This window comes from Nitrospira sp., assembly GCA_037045225.1.
Lineage (GTDB): Bacteria > Nitrospirota > Nitrospiria > Nitrospirales > Nitrospiraceae > Nitrospira_A.
Genome location: JBAOHZ010000009.1, coordinates 670,212 through 687,463 on the forward strand (window position 1 = coordinate 670,212; position 17,252 = coordinate 687,463).

Annotated in this window: 14 protein-coding genes; 5 read left to right on the plus strand and 9 right to left on the minus strand. The window is 58.9% G+C overall.

Features of this window, described 5'->3' with window-relative positions:
* Window positions 1–134: 134 nt before the first annotated feature.
* From V9G17_04080 to V9G17_04120, 9 genes are all read right to left on the minus strand, one after another.
* On the minus strand, window positions 135–1,952 hold the full coding sequence (locus V9G17_04080) for a ShlB/FhaC/HecB family hemolysin secretion/activation protein (protein ID MEI2751757.1): 1,818 nt from the start codon (window positions 1,950–1,952) through the stop codon (window positions 135–137).
* 436 nt (window positions 1,953–2,388) lie between these two features.
* Window positions 2,389–3,372: a hypothetical protein gene (locus V9G17_04085; protein ID MEI2751758.1), complete on the minus strand. Its 984-nt coding sequence runs from the start codon at window positions 3,370–3,372 to the stop codon at window positions 2,389–2,391.
* A 54-nt stretch (window positions 3,373–3,426) separates the two neighbouring features.
* On the minus strand, window positions 3,427–5,364 hold the full coding sequence (locus V9G17_04090) for an acyl-CoA dehydrogenase family protein (protein MEI2751759.1): 1,938 nt from the start codon (window positions 5,362–5,364) through the stop codon (window positions 3,427–3,429).
* A 20-nt stretch (window positions 5,365–5,384) separates the two neighbouring features.
* Window positions 5,385–6,605 (minus strand): patatin-like phospholipase family protein, encoded by a 1,221-nt coding sequence (locus tag V9G17_04095; GenBank protein MEI2751760.1) that lies wholly within the window; start codon window positions 6,603–6,605, stop codon window positions 5,385–5,387.
* A gap of 36 nt (window positions 6,606–6,641) precedes the next feature.
* A complete protein-coding gene (locus tag V9G17_04100) occupies window positions 6,642–7,430 on the minus strand; it encodes an enoyl-CoA hydratase (protein MEI2751761.1) in 789 nt (262 codons plus the stop codon).
* 90 nt (window positions 7,431–7,520) lie between these two features.
* The gene (locus V9G17_04105) at window positions 7,521–8,744 is read right to left on the minus strand and encodes a 3-hydroxyacyl-CoA dehydrogenase NAD-binding domain-containing protein (GenBank protein MEI2751762.1); all 1,224 of its coding nucleotides are present in this window, start codon (window positions 8,742–8,744) and stop codon (window positions 7,521–7,523) included.
* 31 nt (window positions 8,745–8,775) lie between these two features.
* Window positions 8,776–9,966, minus strand: coding sequence for a thiolase family protein (locus V9G17_04110; GenBank protein ID MEI2751763.1), 1,191 nt, complete (start codon window positions 9,964–9,966; stop codon window positions 8,776–8,778).
* A gap of 20 nt (window positions 9,967–9,986) precedes the next feature.
* On the minus strand, window positions 9,987–11,702 hold the full coding sequence (locus tag V9G17_04115; GenBank protein ID MEI2751764.1) for a long-chain fatty acid--CoA ligase: 1,716 nt from the start codon (window positions 11,700–11,702) through the stop codon (window positions 9,987–9,989).
* Between the two features lie 24 nt (window positions 11,703–11,726).
* Complete coding sequence (locus V9G17_04120; GenBank protein MEI2751765.1) at window positions 11,727–12,494, minus strand: iron-containing redox enzyme family protein; 768 nt, start codon at window positions 12,492–12,494, stop codon at window positions 11,727–11,729.
* Between the two features lie 225 nt (window positions 12,495–12,719).
* Here V9G17_04120 and V9G17_04125 point away from each other — a divergent pair, with 225 nt between their 5' ends.
* Genes V9G17_04125 through V9G17_04145 form a run of 5 tightly spaced genes read left to right on the plus strand, consistent with a single transcriptional unit; the run spans window position 12,720 to window position 17,252 of the window.
* Window positions 12,720–13,316: a VOC family protein gene (locus tag V9G17_04125; protein MEI2751766.1), complete on the plus strand. Its 597-nt coding sequence runs from the start codon at window positions 12,720–12,722 to the stop codon at window positions 13,314–13,316.
* A 37-nt stretch (window positions 13,317–13,353) separates the two neighbouring features.
* Window positions 13,354–14,469, plus strand: a complete 1,116-nt coding sequence (locus V9G17_04130) for a homogentisate 1,2-dioxygenase (protein MEI2751767.1) — start codon at window positions 13,354–13,356, stop codon at window positions 14,467–14,469.
* Window positions 14,466–15,470: a fumarylacetoacetate hydrolase family protein gene (locus V9G17_04135; GenBank protein ID MEI2751768.1), complete on the plus strand. Its 1,005-nt coding sequence runs from the start codon at window positions 14,466–14,468 to the stop codon at window positions 15,468–15,470. Before V9G17_04130 ends, V9G17_04135 begins: the two co-directional genes overlap by 4 nt.
* Window positions 15,467–16,228 (plus strand): hypothetical protein, encoded by a 762-nt coding sequence (locus V9G17_04140; GenBank protein ID MEI2751769.1) that lies wholly within the window; start codon window positions 15,467–15,469, stop codon window positions 16,226–16,228. The genes V9G17_04135 and V9G17_04140 overlap by 4 nt, the downstream gene beginning before the upstream one ends.
* A gap of 28 nt (window positions 16,229–16,256) precedes the next feature.
* Window positions 16,257–17,252 (plus strand): thiamine pyrophosphate-dependent dehydrogenase E1 component subunit alpha, encoded by a 996-nt coding sequence (locus V9G17_04145; GenBank protein MEI2751770.1) that lies wholly within the window; start codon window positions 16,257–16,259, stop codon window positions 17,250–17,252.

Here is a 17,252-nt window from a genome sequence, read left to right on the forward strand (position 1 = left end):
TAATTCTCCTCATGTGATACGAGAGGAAGGCCTCCTCTCTTACCTTAAACGCTGCGCAACTTCAACTCGCAGAACCCCTTACTCCATGAGACGACGGATGTAGGACACCATCCATCGGCCCTGGCCATTCGCCCCTAGAACGCCTCTACCACCAGTTGCAGATGGACGCCATGATCCTGCAGGTTATTGTGATCAGTATCGTACCGCTTCAACTGTTTTCCATAATAGAGTTCGAAATGACTCCCGCGCCAAAAATTCCAGATGACGCCGGCACCCAAACTTGCCAATGTTTTCGGGGGTGTACCGGGCGTCTGGGCCGTCGTTTGCCAGCCATGCCCCAAATCGAAAAAGGGCGCGAGAAAAACCGTATCCACGCCAGCCTTCGTCGTATACACCGGCACGCGCGCCTCGATCGATAACATCGCGGCATTGTCACGAATCAACGTGAATTCACGATATCCACGGACACTGTATCGACCACCGACGGCAATCTGTTCGAGGGGAAACAGATGGTCGTTGGACAATTGCACCACACCGCGGCTGACCAACTGCGTGCGCCACAAGGGAAGCTGGCGGATCCACTGCGCCTCTCCCAACCAGGAAAAGAACCGCGCATCGGGCAGGTTTGGATCGCCATTCGCGGTCGCCCCCATCGCGCCGACACCGACGGAAAACCGTGACAAGAGGGAGATCACCTGATCGGCCGAACGGCGGGCATATTCCTGACCGAAGCGGAGCGAGGTCACGCGGAACTTCCCGTTCGGCGCCCCGCTGATGAGCTCGTACGGGTTACCTCCCAACGTACTTTCATTCCTGGCATGTTCGCCCGTGAGAGAAAACGCGAGTTCCTGGTCGGCCCTCCGGATGACAGGATGTCTGACCGATAGTCCGAAAATCTGCGCCTTGTTCTTGATATCCAACGTGTCGAAGGGCGATTCCTCAACTCCGAAATCAAACCGACGGTATTGCAGCGAGACCGTGGTATCACGCGGCCCCACCGGAATTTCGTATTTAAAGTTGAGCATCGGATTCACCCCGGCCGACCGCCCGTATTGCAGACTCAGCGTATCGCCGAATCCCAACAGGTTCTGGTGAGCCAGCGTGACAAACCCCTGCTCCGCCCCCACAACTGGAGACTGGTAGTTGTTGAACTCCAACCAGGCCTTCAACGGGTTGGCTTCTTTCACTTTCACGTTCAGCGTATTCTCTCCCAGGGTCGCGCCCGGCAACAGTTCGGCGTTGATCCGTTCGATCCGGGGATTGGCCTGCATCACGCGCAACCGTTCCTGGAGTGCATCGACGTGCAGCGGAGGACCAGCCGCCAGATTGACCCGGCTCTGAAAATACGAGGGTCGGAACCACTTGGTATCCTCGACGTTGACCTGCGTAATCTTGCCTTCGATGATCTGCATGGTCAGAACACCGTCCGCCACGTCCTGCTCCGGGACCACCGCACCGGACGTCACATATCCATGGGTCACATAGTAGTACGTGAGGGCGAGGCGCAACGATTCCAAATCTTCCGCCGTCAACTCCCGATTGGTATAGGGAGCGGTGATTTCCGAGAGCTGCTGCGCCGTGAAGGCGGTATTTCCGATCAGCCGGACGTCCTTCACCATGATCTTGGGCCCCTTTGCCGCCTGATCGAGCGCACTCGGGGGGCGTGGTGATGGGAGGTCAAGAGTAGGAGGCTGTTCGGGAGGAGGCACCACAGGCAATTGAGGTAATTTCGGGGGCAAGGGGCCGAGCTGTGAGCCGGTCTGTGAATAGGCCGGCCATGCCAGCGCGCCGAATAATACAAGCGCCGCCACAGCCACGAACGTTCGACGCCGGCTCCCTGACGAATGACCGCACGTCTGAGAGCGGAATGCACCACCATGTACAGCCAGACTCGCGCCAGTCAACGTAATAATCCCTGCGTCCTGCCCCACCGACTTCTTCACGCAAGCCATCAAGGCCTCCCCTCTTTCTTGATGACGGAGTACAGCCTGGCTGTCCCCCTGCCCGCCACAATCCAGACCACCATCATTGCTCTTATACCCACGCGATGTTTCTTGTTGCGTCAATGTACCGCTCTTCGAGAAAACCGTGCCTGCACGACAATGAGACAGTCGCTCGATACGTATCTCTTTGGAGAGTATGATCTGCGAAGGGACTGCTTATAACATGTCTCGAATCAAAATACTCCTGCCTCGAAAAGTTTTTTCATCCAGGCGGAGTCCATCTTCACAAGGAACATTTGTGAGGGAGCGGCGGCACAAGAGATTCCGCGCGCCGAGCCCGACGCGCGACGGTTCACTCCGGATGAGCGACTGACTCCACGTGCCGCACGATGCGGCCGCCGATTAGTGTGTTATATCGTGTGCTGTCGGATGGGTGCGAGTGACTCTAGACGGCTCGGCGAGGAACCTCCCGCATCGACCGCATGAACCGGGCCAACTGTTCCTGGAATGAACCGGCTTCCTCATACTCGAACACATAGCGGGTCATATCGAACAGCGGGGCCGGATCCAGGTCGCGAATCATCTCCGGTTTCCATGAAATTTGAAGCCGATTGATCATGGTGATGGGCGTGGGCGTGCCCACCATCCCAAGCGGGACCGTACCATAGGTTTGCGAGAAGATTAAAATTTCCCGATCGAACATCGCCGTGTTCATGTCCTCGGCGGCACCGTGCTTTCGAAAATCCTCCTCGAGCCGCTGAAAAGTGGGCGACTGCACCAACGCTTCTCGAAACGCATAAAATACCTTGACGCCGGCACGCTGCTGATCGTCCATGACGTTCACCGCATCGGACACCGTCAGGCGGTTCTGCATCTGTTCCTGAGTGAGAATCAGGAGGCGTCTGATGTTGACGTGTCGCCGCACCGCAGCCTGATTCGCCAACAGGTAATTCGGATACAGGGCTTCCCCCTTCTTCCAAATATTCCACCGTTCCATCATCGCATCGACGGACTGTTCCGCCGTCTCCATAAGTCGAACCGCTTCCGCATTGGCGGCAGCACCGTCATAGATCAGAGTTTGTGCCTCCAACTGCTTCAATTCCCGACCGATGGCTTCGACCTTCTTCGGAAGATACCGCGGACGTTTCGGCACATGCAGCATGACATCCACCGCCGTCAACGCCAGGGTCCAATATTCCTTCGCCTGCTTCGGGGCCTTGTCCTTTTGGGCAATCAGCAGCAGTTCCACTGGATTCCTGTCGAGCAGCTTCGCGATCTTGATGCAGAGTTCAGGTTTGGGAACCTTGAGCCCTCGCCGCATCAAGTTGGCGTCCGGTTGCGCAATCCCAAGCTTTTCGGCCAACGTATAATCACTGGTCAACGCGTAGCGGTCTTTGATCGCTTCAAAATACCCGGACATTTCCGTCATACAGGCTCCATTCAACATGCATCCTAGGAAGACACTGCCGCCCTCCTCCCGGTCTCAATGACCCGACCAGGGCTCCACCAAAGACCCCGGCATTACACCCGCGGGCTCTGCGGCACCGATTCGCCCCCCCGGACAGCAGGGAATAATGCCCTCCTCCAACCACTCGCCCCGGCCTGCAAGAATGTCTTTCGCCAGATGAAACAGCCTCCGATCGTCATCCCACAAGGGCGTCTTCAGCGAGAGTAACGGTGTGGGATGAAACGCCTCCTTGACTCGCAGGCAGAAATCTTCCACCAACGCTCCCGACAAGGCCTGCTCCCGGAGCTTCGGTTGTGATGCGTACCACAACAACGCTTCCACGGCAAATAGCTGGAGGCCGGCTGTCACCAGGCTTCGCAACACACGTTGATTGCGCGGGAGATTGTACCGGTCTCGGGCGCTGACCCAGAGCGCCTTCCGCGCGAGCGCATGGCTCTGCGCTGACACAAACTGCTGCCATGAGGCCGCGTCAGCCCCAGACCGCGGACCTCGCGTAACGAAAGCCATCGGAGTAAAGGCTCGCGCGGAGATCCTCGTGAAAAACGGGAGAGCCTGAGCCATGTCATCGATCCCGCCTTCCAGACACGTCCTGCCCTGCGTCACGTACTCGGTAAGTCCTTCCCGCGCAATCCATAACGTCAAGATGCCGTTACTGCCTTCCCAGATCACATTGATGAGCGCGTCCCGGATCATCCGTTCGATCGGCACCGGCAGGTCTCCGTGGAGGCGCAACGAATCAGGCGTCTCAAATGCGCGCCCGCCATAGATGCGGAACAGCTCGAGCAACGAGTCCAACAGCCATTCCGTTGCGAGTACCTTTGCCGCCGCCGACTCCAACCGGACATCCACCTTGGCATCGGCCCAGATTCCCGTGATCTTCACGATGGCCTCGAGCGCCAGCACGCGGGACGCCATGAGAACCATTTTGGAACCGATATCCGTATGCTCGCCGATCGGGCGATCGTATTGCACTCGCTGCTGCGCGCGAGCCCGGGCCAGCCAGAGACATTGCTTAAGATTGCCCAGACAGGCGGCAGGCAGCGTCAGTCGGCCGACCGTGAGGCTCTCCAGGGCGCGCCGCAGGCCTTCGCCCTCGTCTCCAAGCCGGTCAGCCACCGGCACAAACACGTTGCGCAAATGCACCTGCCCATTGTAAATACCTCGAACCCCCATGAAGTTGAGACGCGTACAGCGACACCCCTCAGACTTCGTCTCAACGACAAACGCCCCGAATCGTCGCTCTTCTTTGGGACGGTCGACGTCCTGAGGCACCGTGACGATCTGAGCAATGACGACGAGGAGTGAGGCCAGGAATTCATGATGGTCACGAGGGGCATTCGTCGTGTACAACTTCTCACCCGTGAGTCGATACCCCACCAGAACGCCACCTTCATGCACAGGAATGGCATAGGTTTTGAGAGCCCAGATATCGCACCCCGCACTCTTTTCCGTCAGGGCAAATCCGGAAATCGCGCCCCGGGCCAGTCGAGGCAGCAACCGCTGCTGTTGCTCGCGATTGCCCACTAATTTGACCGGCTCCGCCACTCCGATTGAATTGTGGGCCGACAGCAACACGCTGGTCGCCGCGTCGTGACTACCGAGAAGAGTCGCCACGGTGTGATACTCCGACTGCGAGAGACCCAACCCGCCGTAGCTGCGCGGGATTTTGATCCCGAACGCACCGATCGCTTTGAACGCCTCGATCACGTCTTCGCCGATGGCGCCGTCTCGATCGATGGCTTCCGGATCCACGGTGTCGACCAACAGCAGGCGGAGGGTGTCGAGAAATTCCTTCGCGTCCTCGCTCATCGCCGAGATCGATGCCTCGGTAAAGAGCGATCTCCGAACGACGCCTTCGAAGAGCCCTGCCATGAACCCTGAATAGGCACGTGTGTCGCGTGCCACTTCCGCCGCCGCGAGCGACCCCTTGAACAGTGGGTGTGGTGTCGCCATACGTACCTCTTCTGATTTGCTTACTTGGCCTTGCGCCAAGCCGCGCCGAGACCGCCGATGCGCGCCGGCCCAACAATGGGACAAAGAGGCTTCGGAGCAGAACCCATCGCCACTTCCTCAAGCTGCTCCAGGCGCCGCCCGGCACGGCCCTCGAACCTGGCCTGCGATATCACCAGACCATGGCGACCGAATTGCGCGGCCAGGTCACTAAAACGATCCCGGGCCAGCGTCCATACCGCCACATATCCGGCCCGAAGGAGATGAATCCGATCGTCGTAACTCAAAAAACTCCGTTCGAACAGGAGGGCATCGGCTTCCACCGGAGAAATAACGAGCACTTCCTTCTCCGGATAGTCCTGCTGGAAGCCCGCCAAGGCTTGCGAGAACCGCGCGTCGAAATTGATCCGGGAGGCCTGTTCCCCGATGGACAAAAATCCCCTATCCCGCAAGCGACGTCCGGACTTGCCGACGGCGGGCGGCGCCTGCGGTGACCGCCTCTCCTGAGTTCGTGCCATCGGATTGATCATGATCATGAAGTCCACATGCTTCTGAACGGCGACCTCGAAGAACGCCATACGGCCGATACCCGCATCGATGTAGTCCCGGCCTTGGATCCGGACCGGGCAAAAATAAATCGGGACGGCTGAGGAGGCCGTCACGGCGCGTGCAATCGGCACGTCCTGCCAATTCTGGTCGCCGAACAACACACCCTCGCCGGTTTCCAGATCGATGGCCGGAATATAGAGTTCTTTGGTGAGTCCGCCGAACGTGTTACTCAACCCTTTGACCGTGAAGATCGTCTCGAGGTACTTCGCGAAGGGTTCCAGCGTGTAAATCCCGCTCGGCAGCGCGTCTTGCGCCTTGTCGAGCAAATCGATAAACGTCATCTCTCCATAGTGACGCACATAGAGCTTCACGAGCGGAACAAGTTGCCGTGTCACCCGCCACACCGTTTTGAGCCCTTCGCCGATGGCGGGAGAAAACACATTCCGATGGTCGAAGTAATACGGTCTGGTGCCGGATAGGTTCGTGTCCAGAATCTCCTGCGGCCTGACGCCATTGGCCAAGAGTGACGCCGCCGCCGCGCCGGCACTCACCCCGACATACAGGTCGAGATCATTCATCGTCACACCGTCTTCGAAAAGATCATCCAGGGCGGTCAACGCGCCGATTTCGAACAGGTAGCCGGTGAAGCCGCCTCCGCCCAACGCCAGCGCCCGCTTGCTGAAAGACGGTGCCATTCTGGGCTCCACATCGACTCAACACACAACGGCCATTCATCGACCCGTGAAATGCGGCTGCCGCTTCTCAAGAAATGCCGAGACGCCTTCTCGTTTGTCCTCCGTGTCGCACAACTCTCCGAACAGGCGCGCTTCCAAGGCCAGGCCGTCATGAAGATTCAGCGCAACACCTTGACGAATCGCTCGAAGCGACGCCCGCACCGCCATCTGGCCTTTCGAAGCAATCATACGCGCCAGCCCCTGAGCCTGACGGAGAAGATCTTCAGGGGGAAAAACCTGCGACACGAGACCGATCGTCTTCGCGTCCTGCGCCGAGATCGGCTCGCCGGTCAGAATCAGTTCCAAGGCTTTCGATTGACCGAGGAGCCGGGCAAGTCGCTGAGTGCCGCCGAATCCCGGCATAATGCCCAGATTGATTTCAGGCTGGCCCAACCGGCTGCCTTCGGCGGCGAACCTGATATGGCAACACATGGCCAATTCCAGACCTCCGCCTAAGCAAATCCCGTTGATGGCAGCGATCACCGGTTTTCCAAACCCTTCGATCTGATCCAAGATGGCCTGGCCCTGCAGAGCAATGGCCTCCCCCTCCTTTGACGAAGCTATGGCGGCCAATACCCGAATGTCTGCCCCGGCAATAAAAAACCGCCCGGCTCCGGTTAACACCACCACTTTGACCGCGTCATCCTTGGCAGCTTGCTCAAACGTGGCGCTCAGCTCTACCAGCAATTCAGGCGTCAGGGTGTTGGCCGGAGGGTGGTTGATCAACAAAGTGGCCACTGCTCCATCAATGTTGCACGAAAGCATCGAGCCGGCTATCGTCGTCATATGAGCCTCACATCATCGATGGTGAATACTCCCACAAAGATTCGATCGAGGAAGGAGAGGTCATCCCGATCAAACCCGTCGACAAGAACGTCAATAGGCAAAGAACCCTCGTCCCGCAAACTGTCCGGTGAAGCCCGCCTCAACCATTCGGCGCAACATCGGCGCCGGCCAGAAGCGGACGCCCAGCGTATCCCGCCATGCTTCCAATTCATGCAGCACATGGTCGACCCCAAGCTGATCGGCAAGATGCAACGGTCCTCCCTTCTCGTTGGGAAAGCCTGTTCCCGCCACCATCGCAACATCGATGTCTCGCGCCGACGCGACGCCCTCCTGCAACGCAGTCACTGCCTCGTTCACCATCGCCAGTAGCGGCCGAGCCCTGGTCCATTCCATTTTTCTATACTTGCCGCCCTGCCGCACGTGCCGCAGCAGAGTATCCAGGTTCTGCTCGCCGCGCCGTTCCTCGGCACCCGAATAGTCGTAGAACCCGTGACCTGACTTGACGCCCCATCGCCCCGCTTTCACCAAGGCTTCGAGAAGTGGCGCCGGCACCATTCGAGGCCCGTAGAATCGGTGGAGGATACGGGCGACTTCGAGTGCAATATCGAGTCCGACGGTATCCAGCAGGGTGAATGGGCCGACCGGCATGCCGAATGCCACCATGTCCTGATCGATGTCTCTTATGGAGACCTCCCCGTCTTGGAGGCACCATACCGCTTCATTCAGATAGGGAGAGAGCAGGCGATTCACGAGGAACCCCGCGCATTCTTTCACGATCACCGGCATCTTCCGGATGCTTTCGGCAAAACCGACAACATCATCGACGGCCTGAGCATCAGTGGCCATGCCGGGAATGACTTCCACCAGCGGCATCACATAGGCCGGATTGAAAAAATGAAGTCCGATCACTTTGCCGGGGCGCCTGGTGGCAGCTCCGATCGATGAAATGGATAACGCGGAGGTGTTACTCGCCAATATCGTACTTCGCGCACAAACCTGGTCCAGCTCGCGGAATATCCGTTGTTTCAGCGTTAACTCTTCTGAAACCGCCTCGATCACCAGATCGACATCACGAAGAGCCTCGAGGTTCGACGCCGGCGTCACCAGCAGCATTTTCTCTTCCAGTTGCTCAGGCGTCATCTTGCCCTTGTCCACGCGGGCCTGGTAGATCGCTCGCACAGACTCGACGCCGCGCCTGGCCAGTGATTCCTGTATATCGGCCAACAGCACCGGCACACCGGCATAACTCACCACTTCGGCGATCTGTGCGCCCATGGTCCCGGCCCCCACCACACCGACTCGATAGATGTACATGGGACGACTCCTGTCGCTCGACTCGTACCGATCACGTCCGTTCCAGCACCATCGCAGCGCCTTGCCCGCCGCCGACGCACAGCGCCACCGCACCGAGCGCCACGCCGCGTCGTTGCATCTCGTACAGCAGCGTGATCACCAGCCGGGCTCCCGTCATGCCGACTGGATGCCCCAGTGCAATCGCGCCGCCGTTCACGTTGACGAGTTCCCGCTTGAGTCCCAACACACGTTCCACCGCGAGATACTGCACGGCAAACGCCTCGTTCAGTTCGATGAGTTCCAGATCGGCGAGTGTGACGCCGGCGCGCCCGAGCGCCAATGGGAGCGCTTCGGCGGGACCAATCCCCATACGCGTCGGCTCCACACCGATGAACGCATACCCCCTGATGCGGCCGAGCGGGCGACAGTCCAACTCACGCGCACGTGCGGCGGACATCACGATCGCCGCGGCGGCTCCATCGCTAAGGGGGCAACTGTTGCCCGCCGTGACAGTCCCCTGCTCTTTGAAGAGCGGCGGATACAGCGCGAGTTGCGGTTCCGTCAAGCCAACATTCGGCCCCTCGTCTTGCGCAACGACGACCGGTGCCACCTCACGTCCGGCCACTGATTTAGGCACCATCAGGGGAAGAATCTCGTCCTTGAGACGACCCTCTCGAATCGCTTTGAACGCCCGGCGGTGGCTCTCCACGGCGAATCGATCCTGCTCCTCGCGACCGATGCCAAACTCCTCGGCCAAGTTCTCGGCCGTCCGGCCCATTAATTGGCCACAAAACGCATCGGTCAATCCTTCCCAGATGCTGTCGATCAATTCGGCGTTGCGAAGCCGCTTTCCCCACCGCATGTCCCGAGAAACAAACGGAGCGCGGCTCATGCTCTCCACTCCCCCCACAACCTGCACGTCCGCGTCATCGCTTTGAATGTTCTGATAGGCATTGACGAAGGGTTGGAGGCCGGATGAGCAGTTTCGCTGCACCGAATAAGCCGGGGTACGGACCGGAAGTCCGGCCATGAGCGCCATCACGCGCGCGACGTTGTACGCATCACTCGTGTGGCCGACGGAACCCACGATCACTTCGTCGATGAGCCGGGGATCCACCTTGGCGCGCGAGACCGCTTCACGCACGACCAATTCGCCCATCTTGTGCGGCGGGAGGTCTTTCAGTGCGCCGCCAAAGTTGCCGATGGGTGTCCGCACGCCGGCTACAATGACGACGTCTTTCATCGCGACCTCCTTGCAGGCTGTCACATCGCCTTGCGGGACGCCCGCGCATCAGCCGACATCAGCTCCGCCTCATCGCGCAGCGCACGCCGCAACACCTTTCCAATAATGGTGCGCGGTAGTTCGCGGCGAAACTCGACGGTCACGGGGACCTTGAATCGTGCCAGCAATCGGCGACAATGGTCGATCAGTTCGCGTTCGGTGATCGCCCATCCATCCTTCTGCACGACATAGGCTTTGACCGCTTCTCCGTGATGGTGGTCGGGAACGCCCACGACCACCGCCTCACGCACGGCGGGATGCTGAGAGAGAATTTCTTCAACCTCCCTCGGATACACCGTCTCGCCCCATGGTTTGATGACATCTTTCTTGCGATCCAGGAAAAAGAAAAAACCACGTTCATCCCGCTTCACAATATCTCCGGTATAGAGCCACCCGTCTCGCAACACCGCCTGCGTGTCCGCCGCCTTTTTCCAATAGCCCTGCATGACCTGCGGCCCGCGGACGATCAGTTCACCCGCTTCTCCCGTGGGAATGTCCCTGACGCCCGTCTCTTCATCCACAATCCGCGCATCTGTATCGGGAAACGGCACTCCCATCGAGCCGCGCGGATGCTCCCGGTGAATCGGATTGCAATGGGTCGTAGGACCCGCTTCGGTCAGCCCGTACCCTTCCGAAATGTTCACCCCGCTCAACCGCTCAAATCGTTCCTGCACCTCAAAAGGCAGGGGGCTGGCCCCGCAAAGACAGACCCGTATCGAATGTAAGTCGTAGCGGCCGACCTTCGAAAACTCTGTGATCATCGCGAACATCATCGGCACGCCAGACATAATCGTGACCCGGTGCCGATGAATCAATTTCACCGCCTCCTCCGCATGAAAGCGCGGAAGCAGCACGATCTGAGAACCAGTCGCGACGGCGAGGTTCTGGCAGGTACTCAACCCATAACAATGAAAAAACGGCACCGCACCCAAGAAGACTTCTTTTCCATCCTGAAAATCAGCACACCAGAGGCGGCCCTGCATGGCGTTGACCACCACATTTCGATGCGAAAGCATGACGCCTTTGGGCGTGCCGGTGGTGCCGCCGGTATATTGAATCTGGGCCAGCGCATCCGGCTCCACCGACGGCAGAAGCGGAGAACCCTGTTCGATGCCGGGGCACGCCGCATCCAGCAGCGCAAGAAAGTCGTAGACCGGGGGAGTTTTCTCGACCACAACCCAGCGCTTGGCCAATCGCGCCTTGACCGGATACATCAGGCGCTTCACGGTCGGAAGAAAGTCTCTGAGGCTGGTAATGATGATCCGCTCAGGCTGGCCCGCCTGCTCGCGGACGGCCTGAATGCGGGAATAAAAAAGATCCAACGCGACGATGGTCTCACTGCCGGCATCGGCCAACTGACTCTGAATTTCGCGTTCGACGTAGAGCGGATTCATCGGCGCGACAATCGCTCCGGCCTTCAACACCCCGTAATAGGCGATGACCGCCTGCGGAATGTTCGGCAGCATGAGGGTGACGCGATCGCCCGGCTTCACGCCGAGCCGCAGCAACCCCCGTGCAAAACGCGTGGTCAGATCGTTCAGTTCACGGAAGGAAATGCGTGCGCCATAAAAGAAGAGGGCGGCCGATTCGGGGAACCGTGAGGCAGAACGCCGAAGAAGGTCCGGAACGGCCCATTCCGGATAGGCGGAGGTGAGAGGAACACCCGCATCGTAGCGGCTGATCCACACGCGCTCCATGTGACCCTCCGACCCTCGAGCGGGTCAATGCGATGGCCCGCGCAGGTCACTCACCAATTGCTGCGCGGGTTGAGGCCGATTCTGGATGGAGTCGGGCACCTCCCGCTCCAGTCCCATCCAAAACCCTTCGAGATAGTCCAGCACCGCATTCATTCCGAAGCGGAAATCTCGCTGCTCCGATTCCGACATCCTTGCCTGTTCGGCACATCCCGTTCCACCGACGGCTTCCATGGCATGCTCCATGGCTCGTTCATGCTCGGCCTCGAGCTGGCGGTGAAAGGTGAAATACGTGGGATCCATGCGTGGAAACCGGGTTTCCTTCAACAGGATCAGCCCCGGAATCAGATGATCCCACATGGTAATGGCCATGTTTTCCAGTCCAAAAGACGCCCCCAACGCGGTTGCATGATTTCTGCTGCCATATAGCCGTTCCATCCCATGAATGTAGGCACGGGTAGACGGCCTCATGGGTTTGTTCATGGCTTCGCGAATGGTGATTCCGATCGATCGGAGGAAATTTCGGTACAGCAATTCATGACGATGTTTGACGATGCCGTCGCCGAGTTCCGAATAGAGGACTTTCGTCAACTCATCGGCGACGGCTTCATCTTCGGTGTTGACGAGTTGTGCGGCAAGAATGCGGGGGAAGAATCGCGCGAAGCTATAAAACTCCACGGCGAACTCATGAAACTCTTGTTCGGTAAGGTTCCCGCCTCGAAAGCGTGACAGGTAGGGATTATTGATCGCTCCGTGCCGGAGCACATCCGCGCGCACATGTTCGTAAAACGACATCGTGCACCTCCGCGGTCATACCGGAATGTCCCTTCTCGTTCCAACGAACGTCATACGAATTTCCTTTCCCATGTTCATCGTCATTGGCAATGATACAAAATCTATATTGAATGATGCAACTCTTATGTTATATAGTGTGAACGTATGTGAATCGTTCGCTTCCCGATCGCAACAATGGCATGAGTCCCTTCCACGTTTATCCTTGGCCGGGTAGGAGGACTTACCATGAAAGAAGCCGTCGGTATCGATCACATCACGCTCTGCGTCAAGAATCTCGCCGCCGCTGAATCCCTCTTCACCACCGTACTCGGCTTTCACATTATATGGTCCGCTCAGGATGTTGGCAGTGACTCGTCCAGCATGGATACCGTGGTCGTTCAACGGGGCGACGCGAAGATCGCGCTGATGCAGGGTCGCAATAAGGCACGCCGATCCCAGATCTGCAACTTCATCGATAAATACGGCGAAGGGGTTCAGCACATCGCCATCGAGGTCGATGACATCGACGCGGTCTGTCGCGAATGGGAATCCCATGGGGTCCGCTTCTCCGGAGAGACCAAGAATGGCCGGGACGGCTTCGGACCGCTCAAACAGCGATTCACCTATCCCCTCTTTCCCGGGTGTGGGGTGTTTCTGGAACTGACCCAGCGACAACACGGGCTGGAGGAATCCAAAACCTTCGTCCGCGCGACCGTCGAAGCGCTCTATCGAGATATTGAGCGAGATCAAACCAGAGGGATTGAGAATACGATCATCGACTACGAAACACTTCCGCTGCCGTTTAAAGACTTGCCGTCCGAGTCGTTTCAGCCGGCGTCCTAGAGCATCGAGCCGTCCCTGACGCCTCAGGAGGTTCGTGATGTACCTGGTAAAAAAGGGTTCCGTGCCGAATCAAGCGCACGTTGGGATCCCCGAAGGCCTGCACGAGGAGGAGCATGGTCGCCAGGGCTTTAGCGGCCCCGCCTCGCACCTGTACCATCACCACCCGCCTACCGCATGGAGCAGAATAGAAGGTCCGCTCCGGCCGCGGGCATTTACCTGTACCGAGTTACCCACCGCCGATTACCTTTCCGCCGACGGACGCCCGACCCTCGTCTTGCAGAGTCCGGATGCCCGAGTCTCCCTCTCCAGACGCACGGAGACCATGCCCCACTTCGTGCGCAATGCCGACGGGGATGAGATCGTCTTCGTGCATCGCGGACGAGGCCGATGGGAAACGGACTACGGATGCTTGAGTTATGAACCGGGCGACTACCTGGTGATTCCGAAGGGCACCACCTACCGGGTCCATGTCGAGACGAAGGGAGAAGCAGGGCTGTTTCTCATCGTCGAAACCCCGGCGCCCGTCGAAGTGCCGGACCGGGGCCCGCTCGGACGCCATGCGTTATTTGATCCGGGGGTCCTCGTCCAGCCGGAACTGGCCTTGCCTCCGGAGGATGCCCAGAGTCGGCACGAATGGGAAGTGCGCATCAAACGCGACGGAGACTACACCCGTGTGTATTACCCGTTTTATCCGATGGATGTCGCGGCCTGGAAGGGTGACCTCTGGGTCGCCAAATTGAATGTGCGAGATTTTCGTCCGGTCACCAGCCCGCGTTACCACCTCCCGCCCAGCGTGCATGCAACCTTTCAAGCCGGCGGACTGTTGATTTCCACCTTCGTGCCAAGGCCGCTGGAAAGCGACCCGAGCGCACTGCGCGTTCCGTTTTACCATCGCAACATGGACTATGACGAAGTGATCTTTTATCACCAGGGATCGTTCTTCAGCCGCACCGGCATTCACGCCGGCATGCTCACGCTGCACCCCCAAGGGATTCATCATGGCCCGCACCCGCAGGCCATCGCCGCGAGCAAGATCAAGGAGCAAACGGACGAAGTCGCCGTGATGATCGAGTCGCGACGAGCCTTCGCGGTGATGCCAGACTATGAGGCGGTTGAACTGAAGGACTATGCCATGAGCTGGAGGCAGCCATGAAACTCGTCAGTTTCCAGGTGCGTACGCCTGTCGGCACCTTCACCAGGATCGGAGCGCAACATGCGGCCTCGATCGTGGATCTCAACATGGCGCAGGCGCGTTATCTCGCCGATCAAGGCGAGACACAACCGCGCCGCCTCGCCGACGCGCAGCTTCCCGCTACAATGTTGGAGTTTTTGGAAGGCGGCCCCGCTGCGACAGCCGCAGCCCGTCGCGCATTAGACTATGCCGTGGGCCAGGGCTCCTCCGTGACAGGTCCGGCTGGTGAGACGATCTACTACGATCCGGCGAATGTCCGCGTGACGGCACCTCTCCCCAATCCTGCCTCCTTGCGCGATTTCATCGCATTCGAGGAACACATCGCAGCAACCTCCAAGCGACGCGGACAGCCGATTCCACCGGAATGGTACAAGGCCCCGGTGTATTACAAAGGCAACCACCGATCGATCATCGGGCCCGATGATCAACTTCGGTGGCCGCTCAACACACAGAAACTGGATTACGAACTGGAGCTGGCCTGTGTCATCGGACGGAAGGGAATCGATATTGCCGAGCGGGACGCCGTGAACTACATCGCCGGCTACACGATCATGAATGACTTCAGCGCGCGCGACATCCAGTTCCAGGAAATGGCCTGCCGCCTCGGACCGGCAAAAGGAAAAGATTTCGCCACCGCCATCGGCCCCTGCATCGTCACGCCCGATGACATTCAGGACCTCGCTTCCCTGCGGATGATCGCCCGTATCAATGGCGAGATCTGGTCGGAGGGGCGCTTCGGCACCATCCACTGGTCTTTCGCACACATGATCGAGCACGTATCGCGAGGAGAATTCCTCTATCCGGGAGATCTCTTCGGGTCTGGAACAGTCGGCGGCGGCTGCGGCTTGGAGATTGATCGATACTTGAAACCAGGCGACGTCGTCGAATTGGAGATCCAACCGATCGGCATCCTGAGAACGACCATTGCGGCACAGGACGAGAGGAGCACAGGAAGGCCATGATGCCATCAATGATAAAACCCCCGGAGGCCGCCATTCTGGAGCTGATGGAGCAACAGAGGAAGGTCTATGAGGGGTTGGAGTTTCATGTGCGGCTGGAACACCTCATTCGCGACACCCCGCATCCCACCCTGTCGTCCTGGGATATTCAGCGCCTGCTGCGCGACTCACGAGCCGTGTATTTCGACAGCCATGTGGAAGTGGTCTCCGGTCACCACACCGATGTCTATCTGCGCTTTGAATCCATCGCGCGATTCCCCGATTTCGTGACGCTCATCGCGGCCAACATGGCGGAGTGGATCCTGCAGACCTTTCGACACGACCCGCCGACGGGCATTGTGACGACCTCGTCGGACGCTCGCCTTCTGGCCGAACGAACCAGCGACATCCTCGCCGCACAGATGCCGCTGCGCGTCGTCCTGACCCCTTTCAATCACGACACGGGCAAGATCGGTACCGACATCATCCAAGGCACAGTCGAAGCGGGAGAACGCTTTCTCTCCTTAAATGATGTGACCACCCGCGGCTTATGCGTCAGCAAACTGGGAAAGGTCGTGACGGATCGCGGAGGACAACTGGCAGGCATGATGGTCTTTGCCAGACGAGACAGCGGGCAATTCCCCTTGATGGACGAACTCACGGCACGCTTCCCCTTTTACTTCAGCGTGGACCTCGACATGCCGCAGTGGGACGCGTCTGAGTGTCACTCGTGCAAGGAGCAGAAACCCTTATTGTCATGGCGGGATCTTCCGGCACTCTGAGTATTTGGCCACCTCACAGGAGGTCATCATGGACATTGCGGTCATTGCCGACGAAATCAAACGCGGCGACCTCCTTGAAATGTACTACTACCTCCGGTTGACGAGAAGCCTGGAAGACCGGATCAGCGCACTCTACCGGCAGGGCCGCATCGTCGGCGGCGTTTATACCAGTCATGGGATGGAGGCGATCGCCGTCGGGTATGCCTCGGCACTGATGCCGGATGATGTCATCGCGCCGTTTCATCGCGATATGGGCGCGTTTCTCATTCGTGGCTTTTCACCCGGAGAAATCATCGCCCAGTACCTCGGCAAGCAGGGAGGTCCGACCAAAGGAAAAGACGGCAATGTGCATATGGGCGATTTGAAACGCGGGATGATCGGATTCGTCAGCCATCTGGCCGACAACATGCCGGTTGCCGCCGGTGCGGCGCTGGCCTTCAAGATCAGAGGAGAATCGCGCGTCGCTGTTGCCGGAACCGGTGACGGAGGAACGAGTCGAGGCGACTTTCATGAAGCCATGAACTTCGCAGCGGTGCGCAAACTCCCGGTCGTGTTTTTCTGCACCAACAATCAATACGCCTATTCGACGCCGGTGCGGTATCAAATGGCGATTACCGATGTCGTGGAGCGGGCGAAAGCCTATGGCATGCCGGGCGAGATCGTGGACGGTAACGATGTCGCGGCCGTCTACCTCGCCTCGAAGCGAGCCGTGGCAAAAGCCCGGGCCGGCGAAGGCCCGACGTTTCTCGAATTCAAAACCATGCGGATGCATGGCCACTCGGAACACGACGGCGCCAAATACGTCCCGCGCGAATTGCTGGAGGAATGGAAAACCAAAGATCCCATCTTGAGGGCCGAACGTCTCGTGATGCAGTTAGGGTATGGCGACGAATCGTATTTTCATGAGGTGGGAGAACGAGCCAAGAAAGAGGTCGACGCAGGGACGGAGTTCGCCGAACAGAGCCCCTTGCCGGAAGGACGGGAGACGCTGGTGGGAGTGTTCGCCACGGAAGGCGAGGTGTAG